This is a genomic window from Pantoea sp. K16, from assembly GCF_048452805.1.
GTDB lineage: Bacteria > Pseudomonadota > Gammaproteobacteria > Enterobacterales > Enterobacteriaceae > Pantoea > Pantoea agglomerans.
Genome location: NZ_JBLWNV010000015.1, coordinates 36,678 through 51,912, shown reverse-complemented (window position 1 = coordinate 51,912; position 15,235 = coordinate 36,678). Strand labels below are relative to the sequence as shown.

The 15,235-nt window shown below is 56.8% G+C and carries 13 protein-coding genes; 8 read left to right on the top strand and 5 right to left on the bottom strand.

The window, feature by feature from the left end:
• Window positions 1–138 precede the first annotated feature (138 nt).
• The 4 genes from fhuA to fhuB are packed head-to-tail and all read left to right on the top strand — an operon-like array spanning window position 139 to window position 6,039.
• Window positions 139–2,337, top strand: a complete 2,199-nt coding sequence (fhuA, locus tag ACK13D_RS18600; protein WP_418796979.1) for a ferrichrome porin FhuA — start codon at window positions 139–141, stop codon at window positions 2,335–2,337.
• 39 nt (window positions 2,338–2,376) lie between these two features.
• The gene (gene fhuC, locus ACK13D_RS18595; protein WP_060679487.1) at window positions 2,377–3,171 is read left to right on the top strand and encodes a Fe3+-hydroxamate ABC transporter ATP-binding protein FhuC; all 795 of its coding nucleotides are present in this window, start codon (window positions 2,377–2,379) and stop codon (window positions 3,169–3,171) included.
• A 10-nt stretch (window positions 3,172–3,181) separates the two neighbouring features.
• The gene (gene fhuD, locus ACK13D_RS18590) at window positions 3,182–4,060 is read left to right on the top strand and encodes a Fe(3+)-hydroxamate ABC transporter substrate-binding protein FhuD (protein ID WP_132499976.1); all 879 of its coding nucleotides are present in this window, start codon (window positions 3,182–3,184) and stop codon (window positions 4,058–4,060) included.
• Window positions 4,060–6,039, top strand: a complete 1,980-nt coding sequence (fhuB, locus tag ACK13D_RS18585; protein ID WP_163639943.1) for a Fe(3+)-hydroxamate ABC transporter permease FhuB — start codon at window positions 4,060–4,062, stop codon at window positions 6,037–6,039. Before fhuD ends, fhuB begins: the two co-directional genes overlap by 1 nt.
• A gap of 355 nt (window positions 6,040–6,394) precedes the next feature.
• Here fhuB and hemL read toward each other — a convergent pair whose 3' ends face one another.
• Complete coding sequence (gene hemL / locus ACK13D_RS18580) at window positions 6,395–7,675, bottom strand: glutamate-1-semialdehyde 2,1-aminomutase (RefSeq protein ID WP_010254062.1); 1,281 nt, start codon at window positions 7,673–7,675, stop codon at window positions 6,395–6,397.
• Window positions 7,676–7,878: 203 nt separating this feature from the next.
• Here hemL and erpA point away from each other — a divergent pair, with 203 nt between their 5' ends.
• Window positions 7,879–8,226 carry an iron-sulfur cluster insertion protein ErpA gene (gene erpA, locus ACK13D_RS18575; protein WP_010254064.1) on the top strand — a complete coding sequence of 116 codons (348 nt, stop codon included), beginning with the start codon at window positions 7,879–7,881 and terminating at the stop codon, window positions 8,224–8,226.
• A 30-nt stretch (window positions 8,227–8,256) separates the two neighbouring features.
• Here the strand turns inward: erpA and ACK13D_RS18570 are convergent, their stop codons facing one another.
• The 3 genes from ACK13D_RS18570 to mtnN form a co-directional block, all read right to left on the bottom strand.
• Window positions 8,257–8,508: a hypothetical protein gene (locus ACK13D_RS18570; RefSeq protein WP_010254068.1), complete on the bottom strand. Its 252-nt coding sequence runs from the start codon at window positions 8,506–8,508 to the stop codon at window positions 8,257–8,259.
• 123 nt (window positions 8,509–8,631) lie between these two features.
• Entirely contained in the window at window positions 8,632–9,426 is a 795-nt protein-coding gene (gene btuF, locus ACK13D_RS18565; RefSeq protein ID WP_010671857.1) for a vitamin B12 ABC transporter substrate-binding protein BtuF, read from the bottom strand.
• Window positions 9,419–10,117, bottom strand: coding sequence for a 5'-methylthioadenosine/S-adenosylhomocysteine nucleosidase (gene mtnN, locus ACK13D_RS18560; protein WP_033756625.1), 699 nt, complete (start codon window positions 10,115–10,117; stop codon window positions 9,419–9,421). Before mtnN ends, btuF begins: the two co-directional genes overlap by 8 nt.
• A gap of 92 nt (window positions 10,118–10,209) precedes the next feature.
• Between mtnN and dgt the strand changes: the two genes are divergently transcribed.
• The 3 genes from dgt to ACK13D_RS18545 all read left to right on the top strand — a co-directional run bounded on the left by dgt (window position 10,210) and on the right by ACK13D_RS18545 (window position 14,622).
• Window positions 10,210–11,700, top strand: coding sequence for a dGTPase (gene dgt / locus ACK13D_RS18555; protein ID WP_346551279.1), 1,491 nt, complete (start codon window positions 10,210–10,212; stop codon window positions 11,698–11,700).
• 134 nt (window positions 11,701–11,834) lie between these two features.
• Complete coding sequence (degP, locus tag ACK13D_RS18550) at window positions 11,835–13,280, top strand: serine endoprotease DegP (protein WP_010671858.1); 1,446 nt, start codon at window positions 11,835–11,837, stop codon at window positions 13,278–13,280.
• A gap of 184 nt (window positions 13,281–13,464) precedes the next feature.
• Complete coding sequence (locus tag ACK13D_RS18545) at window positions 13,465–14,622, top strand: CdaR family transcriptional regulator (RefSeq protein WP_010254083.1); 1,158 nt, start codon at window positions 13,465–13,467, stop codon at window positions 14,620–14,622.
• A 60-nt stretch (window positions 14,623–14,682) separates the two neighbouring features.
• Here ACK13D_RS18545 and ACK13D_RS18540 read toward each other — a convergent pair whose 3' ends face one another.
• Entirely contained in the window at window positions 14,683–15,075 is a 393-nt protein-coding gene (locus ACK13D_RS18540) for a DUF3461 family protein (RefSeq protein WP_010254085.1), read from the bottom strand.
• Window positions 15,076–15,235: the final 160 nt, after the last annotated feature.

Genomic DNA, 15,235 nt, shown 5'->3' with positions numbered 1-15,235 from the left:
GTCAATCGGCCTGCAAACGGCGTCACTACTGGGATTTCTTCTTGCAGTGCCTGCTGAATTTCGCATATTATCTAAGCGTTATAATAATCATTATCGTTTCGATTCGCCTGCCTGAGCCTATTGTTAAGAGACACTTTTATGAATGCGCGAACGACTTTTTCTGACAACACCAAAAAAACATTTTCCCGACCGCTTCTGGGCATCATGATCTCACTGAGCCTGAGCTCCTCTCTTTACGCCGCGCAGGCGGAGACGATGGTCGTCTCGGCTGATGGCGGCAGCGGCGTCGAGGCGGAAAGCGCCTGGGGACCGGCACCCACCGTGGCAGCGAAACGCAGCGCCACCGGGACCAAAACTGATACCCCCATTGAAAAAAATCCGCAGTCCATCTCCGTGGTCACCCGTGAAGAGATGGAGATGCGTAACGTAACCAGCGTGAAAGGGGCGTTTAACTACACGCCTGGCGTGCTGACCGGTAACCGGGGCAGCTCAGACGTGATTGATGCGCTGTCGATTCGCGGTTTCAGCGAAACCAACACCAATCAGTATCTGGATGGTCTGAAACTGCAGGGTGATAACTACTCTGAGTTTGCCATCGATCCTTACTTCCTGGAACGCGCTGAACTGCTGCGCGGCCCGGTTTCGGTGCTCTACGGTAAGAGCAATCCCGGCGGCGTGGTCTCGCTGGTGAGTAAGCGTCCGACCCAGGAAACCCTGCGCGAAGTGCAGTTCCAGATGGGCAACGATAACCTCTTCTCGACCGGCTTTGACTTTGGCGGCGCGCTGGACGACGACGGCGTCTACAGCTATCGCCTGACCGGCCAGGCGCGCAGTCAGGATGCGCAGCAGGCGATGAACAAAGAGAAGCGCTACACCATCGCACCGGCTTTCAGCTGGCGTCCCGACGATCGCACCCGCATTGACCTGCTGACCTATTTCCAGAACGAGCCAGAAACCGGTTATTACGGCTGGCTACCGCGTCAGGGCACGGTGGTACCGATCACCCGCGCTGATGGCAGCCAGTACAAACTGCCAACCAACTTTGATGAAGGCGAGCAGAGCAACAAGATTTCACGCAACACCAAAATGGTCGGTTATAACGCCGAGCACAGCTTTAACGACACCTGGACGCTGCGCCAGAACCTGCGTTATGCCGACCTGCGCACCGATTACCGCAGCATTTACGGCAATGGTTTCCTGCCGGAGACTCAGCAAATCACGCGCGGTTCGGCGGTTTCAGAAGAGAAGCTTAACCAACTGGCGGTCGATACCCAGGCGCAGGCGAAATTCGCCACCGGCCAGGTTGATCATACGCTGCTGCTGGGCGTCGATTATCAACGGACCCGTAACGATATTGATGCTGCCTTCGGCACTGTTACGCCACTTAATGCGATCAATCCCCAATATGGCAATGACACTGCAATCGGTACGCCATTCCCTTATCACTATCTGAATAAACAAGAACAAACCGGTCTTTATGCACAGGATCAGATGGAGTGGAATCGTTGGGTACTGACGTTAGGTAGCCGTTACGATTACGCCACAACCTCTGCGCTTAACCGCAGCAGCAGTACCGAAGTGAAAAATCACGACCAGGCATTCACCTGGCGCGGTGGTCTGAACTATGTGTTTGATAATGGTGTGGCTCCCTACTTTAGCTATAGCGAATCATTCATTCCCAACACCGGCACTACGTCCGGCGGTCAACCGTTTGATCCTTCGCGCGCAAAGCAATATGAAGCTGGCGTGAAATATGTTCCCAAAGAGCGTCCGGTGGTGCTTACCGCCGCAGTTTACCAACTGACCAAAACCAAAAACCTGACGGCTGAACCCGGTAATGTCAATTTCAGCGTTCAGAGCGGTGAAATCCGGTCACGGGGCGTAGAGCTGGAAGCTAAAGCGGCGCTGAATGCCAACGTTAACCTGACGGCGTCCTACACCTACACCGATGCGGAATATACCGAAGACACCCAGCTCAAAGGCAAAACGCCGGTGCAGGTGCCGAAACATATGGCCTCACTGTGGAGCGACTACACCTTCCACGAGACAGCCCTTTCGGGCGTAACGCTGGGCGCGGGTGTGCGTTATGTCGGTGAGAGTCAGGGCCTTTACAGCACTGGCACTGAGCAGAACCAGAACTTTAAAGTTGCCGGTTACACCACGGTGGATGCGGCGCTGAAATATGATCTGGGTCGTTTCGGTTTGCCGGGTTCGACAGTGGGCGTCAACGTCAACAATCTGTTTGACCGCGACTACGTCGCCAGCTGCTACCGTGAATACGCCTGCTACTGGGGTGCGGAACGCCAGATTGTCGGCACCGCGACCTTCAGATTCTGATTTAACCGGGCGCTTCGGCGCCCGTTCACAGGGATAACCATGCCGCATCCGCACGCAGAAGAGGCGACCTTTACGCTGAAAAACGCCAGTTTTGAAGTGCCGGGCCGGACTCTCCTTCAGCCACTGTCGCTGACCTTTCCGCCGGGAAAAGTGACCGGGTTGATCGGTCACAACGGCTCGGGCAAATCAACACTGTTAAAAATGCTGGGTCGTCACCACGCAGCCAGCAGCGGAGAGGTGCTGTTGAATCAGCAGCCCGTCGGGCGCTGGAACAGCAAAGCCTTTGCCCGTCAGGTAGCCTATCTGCCGCAGCAGTTACCGGCAGCCGAAGGGATGACGGTGCGTGAACTGGTGGCGATTGGCCGCTATCCCTGGCACGGCGCGCTGGGGCGCTTTGGTCAGGAAGATCGCGACCGGGTAGAGGATGCGATTGCCCAGGTCGGACTTAATGCCTTTGCCGGACGGCTGGTAGATAGCCTGTCGGGCGGCGAGCGTCAGCGCGCCTGGCTGGCGATGATGGTGGCGCAGAACAGCCGCTGTCTGCTGCTGGATGAACCGACGTCGGCGCTGGATATTGCCCATCAGGTTGAGGTGCTGGCGCTGATAAAAGCGCTGAGCCAGCAGCGCGGCTTAACCGTGATTGCGGTGCTGCATGATATCAATATGGCAGCACGCTACTGCGATCATCTGGTGGCGCTGCGTCAGGGCGCGATGATTGCCGAAGGTGACGCAGAGGCGATTATGCAGCCTGAGGTGCTCGGTGGAATTTATGGCATTCCGATGGGCATTTTACCGCACCCGCAGGGCGGCGCGCCGGTCAGTTTTGTCTGTTAAGGAGAGGATGATGCCCGATCTTAATCGCCGCCGACTGATGCTGGCGCTGGCAGTCTCTCCGCTGTTTTGTGCGCTTCCCCTGCGTGCCGCCACGCCAAATCCGGGTCGGATTATTGCACTGGAGTGGTTACCCACCGAACTGCTGATAGCACTAGGCGTCACGCCCTGGGGCGTGGCCGATCTGCACAACTACAACATCTGGGTAGGGGAGCCGCCGCTGCCTGAAGGCGTGATCGATGTAGGTCTGCGCACCGAACCCAATCTTGAGCTGATGGCGCAAATGCAGCCGTCGCTGATCCTCTGCTCCAACGGCTACGGCCCGCCTAAAGAGAAACTGACGCGCATCGCGCCCATTATGGGCTTCGACCTCCACAGCGGCGACGGGAAACCTCTCACTGCCGCGCGTGCATCGCTGCGTCAGCTGGCGGCGCGCCTTGGATTAAGCGCGCGAGCGGAACAGCATTTGCGCGAGGTCGATGATCAGCTGGCGGCGGCGCGCCAGCGGCTGGCGCCCTATGCCGGACGCACTATCCTGCTGATGTCGCTGCTCGACAGTCGTCACGCCATTACCTTCGGCAAAAACAGTCTGTTTCTGGAAGTGATGACTCTGCTGGGCCTGAAAAATGGCTGGCAGGGCGAAACAAATTTCTGGGGCAGTGCGGTGATCGGCATTGAAAAGCTGGCGCAGGTCGGGGATGTGGATGTCATCTGTTTTGATCATGATAACGATGCGGAGATGCAGCAACTGATGCGCAGCCCGCTGTGGCAGTCGCTGCCGTTTGTACGCACCGGACGCTTTCAGCGCGTCCCGGCCGTCTGGTATTACGGTGCGACGCTCTCGGCGCTGCACTTTGTTCGCGTGCTGGAACGCGCGCTGGAGTCGCACTGATGCGCCATGCTCTGTTTCCCGCAGGCCTCCTCAGCCTGCTGTTTCTGCTAGCGCTCAGCCTGACGCTGGTCAATCTGCATCAGGCGTTGCCACAGGCTGAATGGTGGCAGGCACTCTGGTCACCGGCGGTCGATAGCCTGCCGCAGATGGTGTTTCACCACAGCCTGCTGCCGCGTATCGTGCTGGCGCTGCTGGTGGGGAGTGGACTGGGGTTAGCCGGTCTGCTGTTTCAGCAGATATTGCGTAATCCGCTGGCGGAGCCAACCACGCTGGGCGTCTCTTCCGGCGCACAGCTGGGCATTACCGTGGCGACGCTGTGGCATCTGCCGGGCGGGGCGCTGACACAGCAGTTTGCCGCGCTCAGTGGCGCGCTGCTGGTGGGCGCGCTGGTGTTTGGTGTGGCCTGGGGCAAACGTCTGTCGCCGGTAACGCTGATTCTGGCCGGGCTGGTGCTGAGCCTCTACAGCGGCGCGGTGAATCAAATCTTCGCTATCTTCAATCACGATCAGCTGCAGAACATGTTTCTGTGGAGCACCGGCGCGCTGAATCAGATGAGCTGGGAAAATGTGCAGCAACTCTGGCCGCGCCTGCTGCTGGCGTTTGTGCTGGCGCTGGCGCTGCTGCGTCCGCTGACGCTGATGGGGCTGGATGATGGCGTAGCGAAAAACCTTGGCCTTGCGCTCTCCGTGGCGCGTGTCGGTGGCCTCGGGCTGGCGATCCTGCTCAGCGCACAGCTGGTCAACGTCGCCGGTATCATCGGCTTTATCGGGCTGTTTGCGCCGCTGCTGGCGAAGATGCTGGGTGGACGACGGCTCATCACCCGGATGCTGCTGGCTCCGCTGACTGGCGCGCTGCTGCTGTGGCTGGCGGACAGTTGCGTGTTGTGGCTCAGCACTCACTGGCGCGATATCCCGACCGGCACCGCCACGGCGCTGCTCGGCGTACCGATTCTGCTGTGGCTGCTGCCGCGACTGCGCACCGGTTCGGTGCCGCCCGCGCTGAATCAGGGTGATAAGGTGCCCGTCGAGCGACAGAACCTGCTGCGCTGGGCGCTGACGGGACTTGCCATCCTGGCACTGCTGGGGTGGGGCGGTCTGGCGTTTGGGCGAGATGCGCAGGGCTGGGTCTGGTCAGCGGGTGAGATGCTGCAATCGCTGCTGCCGTGGCGCGCACCGCGCGTGCTGGCCGCGCTGGTGACCGGCCTGATGCTGGGCGTGGCGGGGAGTCTGATTCAGCGGCTGACCGGCAATCCCATGGCCAGTCCGGAAGTGCTGGGCATCAGTTCGGGTGCCGCTTTTGGCGTGGTGATGATGATGTTCTTTGTGCCGGGCGATGCGCTGGCCTGGCTGCTGCCCGCCGGTGCGCTGGGCGCGGCGCTGACGTTGCTGGTGATCATGGCGGTAGCCAGTCGGGGCGGCTTTTCGCCGGAACGAATGCTGCTGGCGGGCATGGCGCTTAACAGCGCCTTTGTCACCCTGCTGATGCTACTGCTGGCGAGTGGCGATCCGCGTATGGGCGGGCTGCTGAGCTGGATCTCCGGCTCGACCTATAACATCAGCGGCACTCAGGCGGTTCAGAGCGCAATCTGCGCGCTGGTGCTGGTGTCGCTGGCACCGCTGGCCAGTCGCTGGCTGACGTTGCTGCCGCTGGGAAGCGCTACCGCACGCTCGGCCGGTATGGCGTTGACGCCTGCGCGGCTGAGTCTGCTGCTGCTGGCGGCCGCGCTGACCGCCAGCGCGACACTGACTATCGGTCCGCTGAGTTTTGTCGGACTAATGGCGCCCCATATGGCGCGCATGCTGGGATTCCGGCGGGCGTTACCGCAACTGCTGCTGTCAGGATTACTGGGGGCGGGATTGATGGTGCTGGCTGACTGGTGCGGACGGATGCTGGCATTCCCGGATCAGATCCCAGCCGGGCTGATGGCGACCTTTTTAGGCGCGCCTTACTTTATCTGGCTGCTGCGGCGTTCAGGTTAAGAGGAAAAAGCAGGCTGGTTTCAGACGCCGGCCAGATCCAAAGTAGGGTGAATCTGACAACAACGAAGAAGCTCAATGCGCAGGAAATTGGGTCAGAGGAGGAAAGCGTCCCGCGCCAGGGACAAAAACGCCGGGAGCGTTTTTGAACAACGCGAAGCGTTGGCCCGGCAACGGGCGCACCTCATGGATGAGGTGCGTAATCGCGCGGGCCGAGCGAGTCATGGATGACGGCTTTCGCGCCTTTCCGATCTGACCCTGTTTCCTGTGCGTGCACCCTCTCACAACAGAGCGGGGCAAGCCTCATCAATAACAAAAGACCGGCTGCTGCCGGTCTTCATCTTTAACGCTGCCGCAATTACAGCTTCGCGAAACAACGACGCGCGGCGTCGACAGTGCGCTGAATATCCTCTTCGCTGTGCGCCAGCGACATAAAGCCCGCTTCATAGGCTGAAGGCGCAAAGTAAACGCCCTCTTCAAGCATCAGGTGGAAGAAGGTTTTAAAGCGCTCCACATCGCAGCGGGTCACATCGGCGTAACAGGTCACACTGTCAGCATCGGTGAAGAACAGGCCGAACATCCCGCCAACATGGTTAATCACCAGCGGGATATTTTGCTGTTGTGCTGCTTCACGCAGACCCTCTGCCAGCTTGCGGGTCAGGGCATCCAGCTTCTCATGGGTGCCCGGCTGCGCGATCTGCGTCAGGCAGGCGAAACCCGCCGCCATGGCGATTGGGTTACCAGAGAGCGTTCCCGCCTGATAAACCGGACCGGTCGGGGCCAGCGCTGCCATCACTTCGCGACGGCCACCGAACGCACCGACGGGCATTCCGCCACCAATGATTTTCCCAAGGCAGGTCAAATCAGGGCGCACATTGTAATGAGCCTGCGCGCCACCCAGCGCGACACGGAAACCGGTCATCACTTCATCAATAATCAGCAGTGCGCCGAACTCATCACACAGTGAACGCAGACCCGGCAGGAACTCCGGCTGAGGTGGGATGCAGTTCATGTTGCCAGCCACCGGCTCAACGATGATGGCCGCAATCGACTCGGGATATTGCTCAAAAGCGCTGCGCACTGAGTCGAGATCGTTAAAGGTGCAGGTCAGAGTATGTTTAGCGAAATCGGCCGGTACGCCCGGCGAGTTCGGCTGACCCAGTGTTAACGCACCGGAGCCGGCTTTCACCAGCAGATGATCGGCGTGGCCGTGGTAGCAGCCTTCAAACTTGATGATTTTATCGCGGCCGGTAAAGCCACGCGCCAGGCGGATAGCGCTCATGGTCGCTTCGGTGCCGGAGTTGACCATCCGCACCATCTCCATGCTCGGCACCAGCTCACACACCAGCTGCGCCATGGTCACTTCCATTTCGGTCGGTGCGCCAAAACTTAGGCCGCGCTGTGCCGCTTCAATCACGGCGTTACGAATCGCCGCGTTGTTATGACCCAGCACCATCGGACCCCATGAGCCGACATAGTCGATATAGGCTTTGCCGTCAGCGTCATAGAGATAGGCGCCATCAGCGTGTTCAATAAACAGCGGAACGCCGCCCACACCGGTAAATGCGCGTACTGGCGAGTTTACCCCACCCGGGATCAGGCGTTGTGCCTCGGCAAACAGTTGTTCGGACTTACTCATTTTCGGCTCCAGCGGTTCAGAAAAATATTGCGCCATTCTACGGAAGAGGGGCAGCAGACGAAAGGTGGATTCGCCCCCTGTGCCCTTAACAGGAGTGAAAGCGGCACAGAGTGCGAAGGGCAGAGCTTGATTGCGCTGAGGTGCTGGCTGATAATAGTGTAATTAAGGTCGTTTTCTGACCTGGGCGTTTACCGGAGTAAAACATGAGTGATGAAGTAGTAGCACTGCCGTTGCAGTTTACCGACGCCGCAGCCACCAAGGTGAAGAACCTGATTGCCGACGAAGAGAACCCGGCGCTGAAACTTCGCGTCTATATCACCGGTGGCGGTTGCAGTGGTTTCCAGTACGGCTTCACCTTTGATGACCAGATGAATGATGGCGACATGACGATTGAAAAGCAGGGCGTCTCACTGGTGGTTGATCCGATGAGCCTGCAATATCTGGTGGGCGGTTCAGTGGATTACACGGAAGGTCTGGAAGGCTCACGCTTTATCGTGACCAACCCGAATGCCAAAACCACCTGTGGCTGTGGCTCTTCCTTCAGTATCTGATAATGCAGGCCGTCATACAGACGGCCTCGTTTACCATTCTATTGTGACCAGCCGGTTACTTTGCTTCACACTTCCCTGCGATTGAATCTGGCCGTTTGTTACGCGCGGCTGCGCGCTTGCCTGTCTGCCGCAGTTGATCTGCGGCGCGGGCTGGCCGTTAGCCGTGTTGATTTCACAGCGTGAATAGATGACAAGTCTGGCGCCAATAGAGCCATTTATCGATCCTGCAAAGGCAGAACCGGCGATCGACAGCCCTATGGCCAGCAGCAGTGCTCTGGTCATATAAGGTTCCTGGTGTTTTAAAAAAGCGCCGGAGCGCTAAAAGGACGGCGAGCATACGTGGCGCGTTCGTCTCTGGTATTGATCAACGGCAAAAATCGCAGTGACTTTAATCAATTCGCTGATTTATTCATCGGGATGCAGGGCCGCACAGAGTTGCTGCGCGGCCAGCAGCAGTCGCGGGCCTGGCCGGCTAAGCCAGTCCTCGTTGATGGCAATCACCGGTACATCCAGCTGCGGTCGCCAGAACACCCGGATGTTTTCCGCCTGCTGCGCACTGCCACCCGTCACAACGGCCTGAGGATGGCGCATCAGCACCTGCTCACGGCTGACCTGCGGCCAGCTGACGCGGCTGTCAGCAAAGATGTTCCTGCCGCCACATAACGTAATAATTTCATTCTGCAGCGTGGCTCTGGCGGCGGTAAACAGGGGCTGCTGACCAAATTGCAAAAAAAGCGGAACCGCAGTCAGATGAGCATAGCGCTGACGCAGCGCGGCTTCCTGCTGACGTAACTGGCGGGCAGCGCGAGTTGCCTGCTCCGGTCTGGGGCTCCAGTGGCCCAGATCGGCCAGCGCCGTGAACATCTCATCCAGCGTCAGCGGATCAATCCATTTAACCGGCACGCCGAGCTGCTGTAGCTGGTCAATCTGCCGCTGCGGATTACCGCCTCGCCAGGCTAACACCAGATCCGGCTTAAGCTGCAGAATACGTTCAGCCTTGATGCCCTGCCAGTTTGCGACCTGCTCAATCTGTTTCGCCTGCGGCGGATAGTCGGACCAGGCGCTGACCGCAATCGGGGTAATCCCGGCAGCAAAGGCGAGTTCGGTAAGGTGAGGGGAGAGGGTAATCACGCGTGGCGGTGAAGCCAGCAGGCTGCCGCTTAACAGCAGCAGCCAGCAGAGGAGTAGCGTTTTAGCCACGCGCCAGATGCGCCAGCAGGTTCTCCACCATCAGCGAAGATTGCTTCGCCGCAACGCTTAAGAACTCATCAAAGCTGAGGTGAGATTGCTTATCGGCCACGTCGGAAATGGCGCGAACGACCACAAAAGGCACCTGGAACTGATGACAGACATGGCCGATAGCGGTGGCTTCCATCTCAACGGCAATCGCCTGCGGGAACAGATTACGAATGCGCGCCAGCGGTTCGGCACCATTGATAAAGGCATCACCGCTGACTACCAGACCGCGTACGGCTTTCAGATCCAGCTGCTGAATACAGGCTTCTGCAGCGGCGATAAGCTTGCTGTCTGCCACAAACGCGGCAGGACAACCCGCCATCTGACCCGGCTCATAACCAAAAGCGGTGACGTCAGCATCGTGATAACGCACTTCTTCTGACACCACGATATCACCGACGCTGAGCGACGGCGCTAAACCGCCAGCCGAACCGGTGTTGATCACCACATCCGGCTTGCAGAGCTGCAGCAGCAGCGTGGTACCCAGCGCGGCAGAGGTTTTACCAATGCCCGATTTCAGCAGAGCCACCTCAACGCCCTGCAGGGTGCCGGTATAAATTTCACAACCCGCCAGCGACAGCGTTTGACGGTTTTCAATTTTGTCGCGCAGCAGTGTGACTTCCTGCTCCATCGCGCCAATAATGCCTGCTTTCATAGTGAGTTCCGCTAATGTAAAGAATCAAAATTTAGGGCATAGTCTACCATGGCATTCAGGGGATTAATTCACGAAAAAATAAGGGGTAATCCATGTCAGCGATCAATTTCAGGAAGAAGATCAGCTTCTCGCGCCCTTATAACAGCCGCAAGGAACCGGAAGGCGAATATTACATTACGCGCCATTTTGAGAGCGATCGCGGACGGATTATAAACTCCGCCGCTATCCGGCGTTTGCAGCAAAAAACGCAGGTGTTTCCGCTGGAGCGTAACGCTGCCGTTCGTTCCCGCCTGACGCATTCGCTGGAGGTGCAGCAGACCGGGCGTTACATCACCAAAGAGATTCTGCAAACCCTGAAGATGCAGGGCGGGCTGGCGCAGTATGGTCTTGATGAACTGGAAGGCGCCTTTGAAAGTCTGATTGAGATGGCCTGTCTGATGCATGATGTCGGTAATCCACCTTTTGGCCATTTTGGCGAGGCGGCGATTAATGACTGGTTTGAAGAGAACCTCTCTGCCGAGCTGGTTGATCCGCTGGTGGCCAGCGTGGAAGGAGAAGCACAGCGTAAAGCCTTTGATCAACTCAACGCCATGATCCGCCAGGATCTCTGTCACTTTGAAGGCAATGCGCAGGCGATCCGGATGGTGCATACGCTGCTGCAACTGAATCTCAGTTATTCTCAGGTCGCCTGCATCCTGAAATATACCGCGCCTGCCTGGTGGCAGGGGGAAAAGCCCGCCGAATTTAGCGTACTCATGAAGAAGCCTGGGTTTTATCTCTCTGAGCAGGATTATATTGCCGACCTGCGTGCTGCCACCAATATGGAAGAACACCACCGTTTTCCGCTGACTTATATAATGGAAGCTGCGGATGATATCTCCTATTGTATTGCCGATTTGGACGACGCTGTAGAAAAAGATATCTTTAATGTTGAAAGTTTGTATGAGTTTCTCAATAAAGCCTGGGGGCCGGTTAAAAATAATGACGCTTTCAGTCGGACTATTGGCGAAGCCTGGCGTGAAGCCTGCAGTAAAAAACGCCGAAGCCGCAGCGATCAATTTTTTATGTCACTCCGCGTAAATGTTCAGAGCGTACTGGTAAGCTATGCGGTGAAACGTTTTGTTGATAATCTTCCTGCTATATTCGATGGAAGTTTTAACCATGCGCTACTGGAAGATGAGGGTGAAGAGGGCCGCTTACTGCAATTGTTTAAAACCGTTGCGCGCCAGCAGGTCTTTAATCATTCTGAAGTAGAGCAGCTGGAGTTGCAGGGTTACCGGGTGATTAAAGGGCTGCTGGAGATCTATCAGCCGCTGATGCGCCTTAATTACGAAGCCTTTACCACGCTGATAAATGAAGATTTCCTGCGTCAGCATCCGATCGAAACCCGGCTTTTTCATAAGCTCTCGGGTAAACACCGTAAAGCCTATTTGCATAAGATGCGTAATCTGGTTGTAGAACATAAATATCAGCGTCTGTTGTGGGAACGTTATTATCGCTTCCGGCTCATTCAGGATTATATCAGTGGTATGACCGATCTCTATGCCTGGGATGAGTACCGACGACTGATGGCGGTAGAATAAGCCGCCAATTGTAAAGAGCGCGAATAAATTTTTACTTTTGCCTTAAACTTTTAAAGGAACTTCGCGCTAAAACATTTATCTCACCTTTCGACCACAGCAATGGTCTGAACAGTAATCTTATTGAGAAACGAAAAATGAAAAAAAAGACCTTAATGTTAAGTGCGCTGGCGTTGAGCCTGAGCATGGCGCTCGCCCCTGTTACTGTTTCTGCTGCGCAAACGGCCTCTTCCGATAGCCTGCAACAGCCAAGTCTGGCACCGATGCTGGAGAAGGTGATGCCGTCTGTGGTCAGTATCAGCGTTGAGGGGACCACCACGGTGAAAACCCCGCGTATGCCGCAGCAATTTCAGCAATTCTTTGGCGACAATTCGCCATTCTGCCAGGATGGTTCCCCGTTCCAGGGTTCACCGATGTGCCAGAACGGCGACGGTGCAGGCGGTAACGGCGGCGCGCCAGTGCCTGATACACAGCAGGAAAAATTCCGTGCTCTGGGATCGGGCGTCATCATTAACGCTGACAAAGGCTATGTGGTAACTAATAACCACGTCGTGAATAATGCCACCAAAATTCAGGTACAGCTCAGCGACGGTCGTCGCTATGACGCCAAAGTCATCGGTAAAGATCCCAGCTCTGACATTGCCCTGATTCAGCTGCAGGAAGCCAAAAATCTTACCGCAGTCAAAATCGCTGATTCTGACAACCTGCGCGTCGGCGATTATACCGTGGCGATCGGCAACCCTTATGGTCTGGGTGAAACGGTCACCTCAGGTATCGTCTCCGCGCTGGGACGCAGTGGCCTGAACGTGGAAAACTACGAAAACTTTATCCAGACGGATGCGGCCATTAACCGGGGCAACTCCGGTGGTGCGCTGGTTAACCTCAACGGTGAACTGATTGGGATTAACACCGCCATTCTGGCGCCTGATGGCGGCAACATCGGTATCGGCTTTGCTATCCCCAGCAACATGGTGAAAAACCTGACGGCACAGATGGTCGAGTTTGGTCAGGTGAAACGCGGCGAGCTGGGCGTGCAGGGGACTGAGCTGAACTCCGAGCTGGCAAAAGCGATGAAGGTCGACGCACAACGTGGTGCCTTTGTCAGCCAGGTGCTGCCAGACTCAGCGGCCGCCAAAGCCGGTATTAAGGCGGGCGACGTCATTGTCTCGATGAACGGTAAACCGCTGAGCAGCTTTGCTTCGCTGCGTGCGGAAGTGGGCTCACTGCCGGTTGGCACCACCCTGAAACTGGGGCTGCTGCGTGACGGCAAACCGGTCGATGTCTCTGTTAAGTTGCAGCAGAGCAGCCAGTCAAAAGTGCAGTCCGCGACCATCTACACTGGCATTGAAGGCGCCGATCTCAGCAATATCGAAGCGGGTACCAAAGGTGTCCGGGTTGATAACGTGAAACCGGGCAGTGCTGCGGCGCGTATCGGCCTGAAAAAGGGCGATGTGATCCAGGGCGTTAACCAGCAGGTAGTGACCAACCTGGGTGAGCTGCGCAAAGTTCTCGACAGCAAGCCGTCCGTTCTGGCGCTGAATGTGAAACGCGGCGACAGCAGTATCTATCTGCTGATGCAGTAAGCGAACAGCAACGGATGAAGAGGCGGACTGCGGTCCGCCTTTTTTATGTCCACTTTCTGCCTCGTCAGAGTGTGATGCTCACCGCAAATTCGGCAAATGACGGCCTGGCTCTGTGCAATTGCACAATGTTCTGCGTGCTGTGCATGCGTATTCTGTTTCTCCCCCCTCTTTTCAGGAGTAATGGATGGCTACCTATCACCTTGATGCCCGGCTGGCACAGGATATCGTGGCGCGCACCATGAAAATTATTGACAGCAATGTCAACGTGATGGATGCGCGGGGCCGGATTATCGGCAGCGGTGACCGGGAACGTATTGGGGAGTTGCACGAAGGTGCACTGCTGGTGCTCTCTCAGGGGCGCGTTGTCGACATCGATGAGGCCGTGGCTAAACATCTTCATGGCGTGCGGCCTGGCATTAACCTGCCGCTGCGCATTGATGGTGACATCGTCGGGGTGATCGGCCTGACCGGCGAGCCGCTGGCGCTGCGGCATTATGGCGAGCTGGTCTGCATGACCGCGGAGATGATGCTGGAGCAAGCCCGGCTGCTGCATATGCTGGCGCAGGACAGCCGTCTGCGTGAAGAGCTGGTGCTGAACCTGATCCGCAGCGATACCCTGTCGCCACAGCTGACCGAATGGGCGCAGCGGCTCGGGATCGATCTCAATCAGCCGCGTGTGGTCGCCGTGGTGGAAGTGGATAGTGGTCAGCTCGGCGTCGACAGCGCGATGTCAGAGTTACAGCAGTTGCAAACGCTGCTGACCACGCCGGAGCGGGACAATCTGATCGCGATTGTGTCACTGACCGAAATGGTGGTGCTGAAACCGGCCCTGAATGGGCATGGGCGTCACGATCAGGAAGATCATCGCCGCCGCGTAGAGCAGCTACTACAGCGGATGAAAGAGAGCGGTCATCTTCGGATGCGTATCGCGCTGGGCAACTTCTTTACCGGACCCGGCAGCATCGCACGCTCTTACCGGACGGCGCGCACCACGATGATGGTGGGCAAGCAACGTATGCCCGAGGTGCGCAGCTATTTTTATCAGGATCTGGTGCTACCCGTGCTGCTCGACAGCCTGCGGGGTGGCTGGCAGGCCAATGAGCTCGCCCGGCCACTGGCGAAGCTCAAGAGCATGGATAACAACGGCTTGCTGCGCCGTACGCTGATCGCCTGGTTTACCCATAACGTCCAGCCGAGCGCCACCGCGCGTGCGCTGTTCATTCATCGTAATACGCTGGAATACCGGCTGAACCGGATTTCTGAACTGACCGGACTGAATCTTGGCCATTTTGATGACAGGCTGTTGCTCTATGTTGCTTTGCAACTGGATGAGCAGGGCTGAAGTGAAGATTTGCGGCATAAAAAAGGCCAGCAATGCTGGCCTCTCTGGTCGGGCAGGAAATTAACGACCGTTACGGGTTAATTTTTCCAGATCCGATTCAATTTCAGTGATCTTATGTGAAACCACGCTTTCCAGGTGACGCAGGTCATCCAGAATTTTGCGTTTCAGATCCACTTCAACCTGATCGCGCTGGCAAATCTGGTCCAGTTCATCGATGACATAACGCAGATTCGGGCTGATTTCCTGAACTTCTTTGTAGCCCTGGGTCGCGTGATCGGCAACAACCGTTTTGCGCTGGCGCGGATATTTGAATTTAACGCTCTTCGCGAAAAACTCACCTTTATCTTTGCGGAAGTAGATTTTCAGAATGTCGTTATTGGCTTCCTGACGCAGGCTATAGCGGTCAATGTCGTCCGGGTTACTGATACCTAAGCTTTTCAGATTGTCATACATAGCGTTGTTTCCATCAAAAGTGAGAAGCGCGCAGACTTGTTCATGACGTCCGTCAACTGTAGACATAAATAAGCGGGATGAACATTGCGCGACAGGATTTAACTGGCGCGGATTATGACCTGGATAAAAACTAAACGCACCAGTTAATTCGCGACGCGAA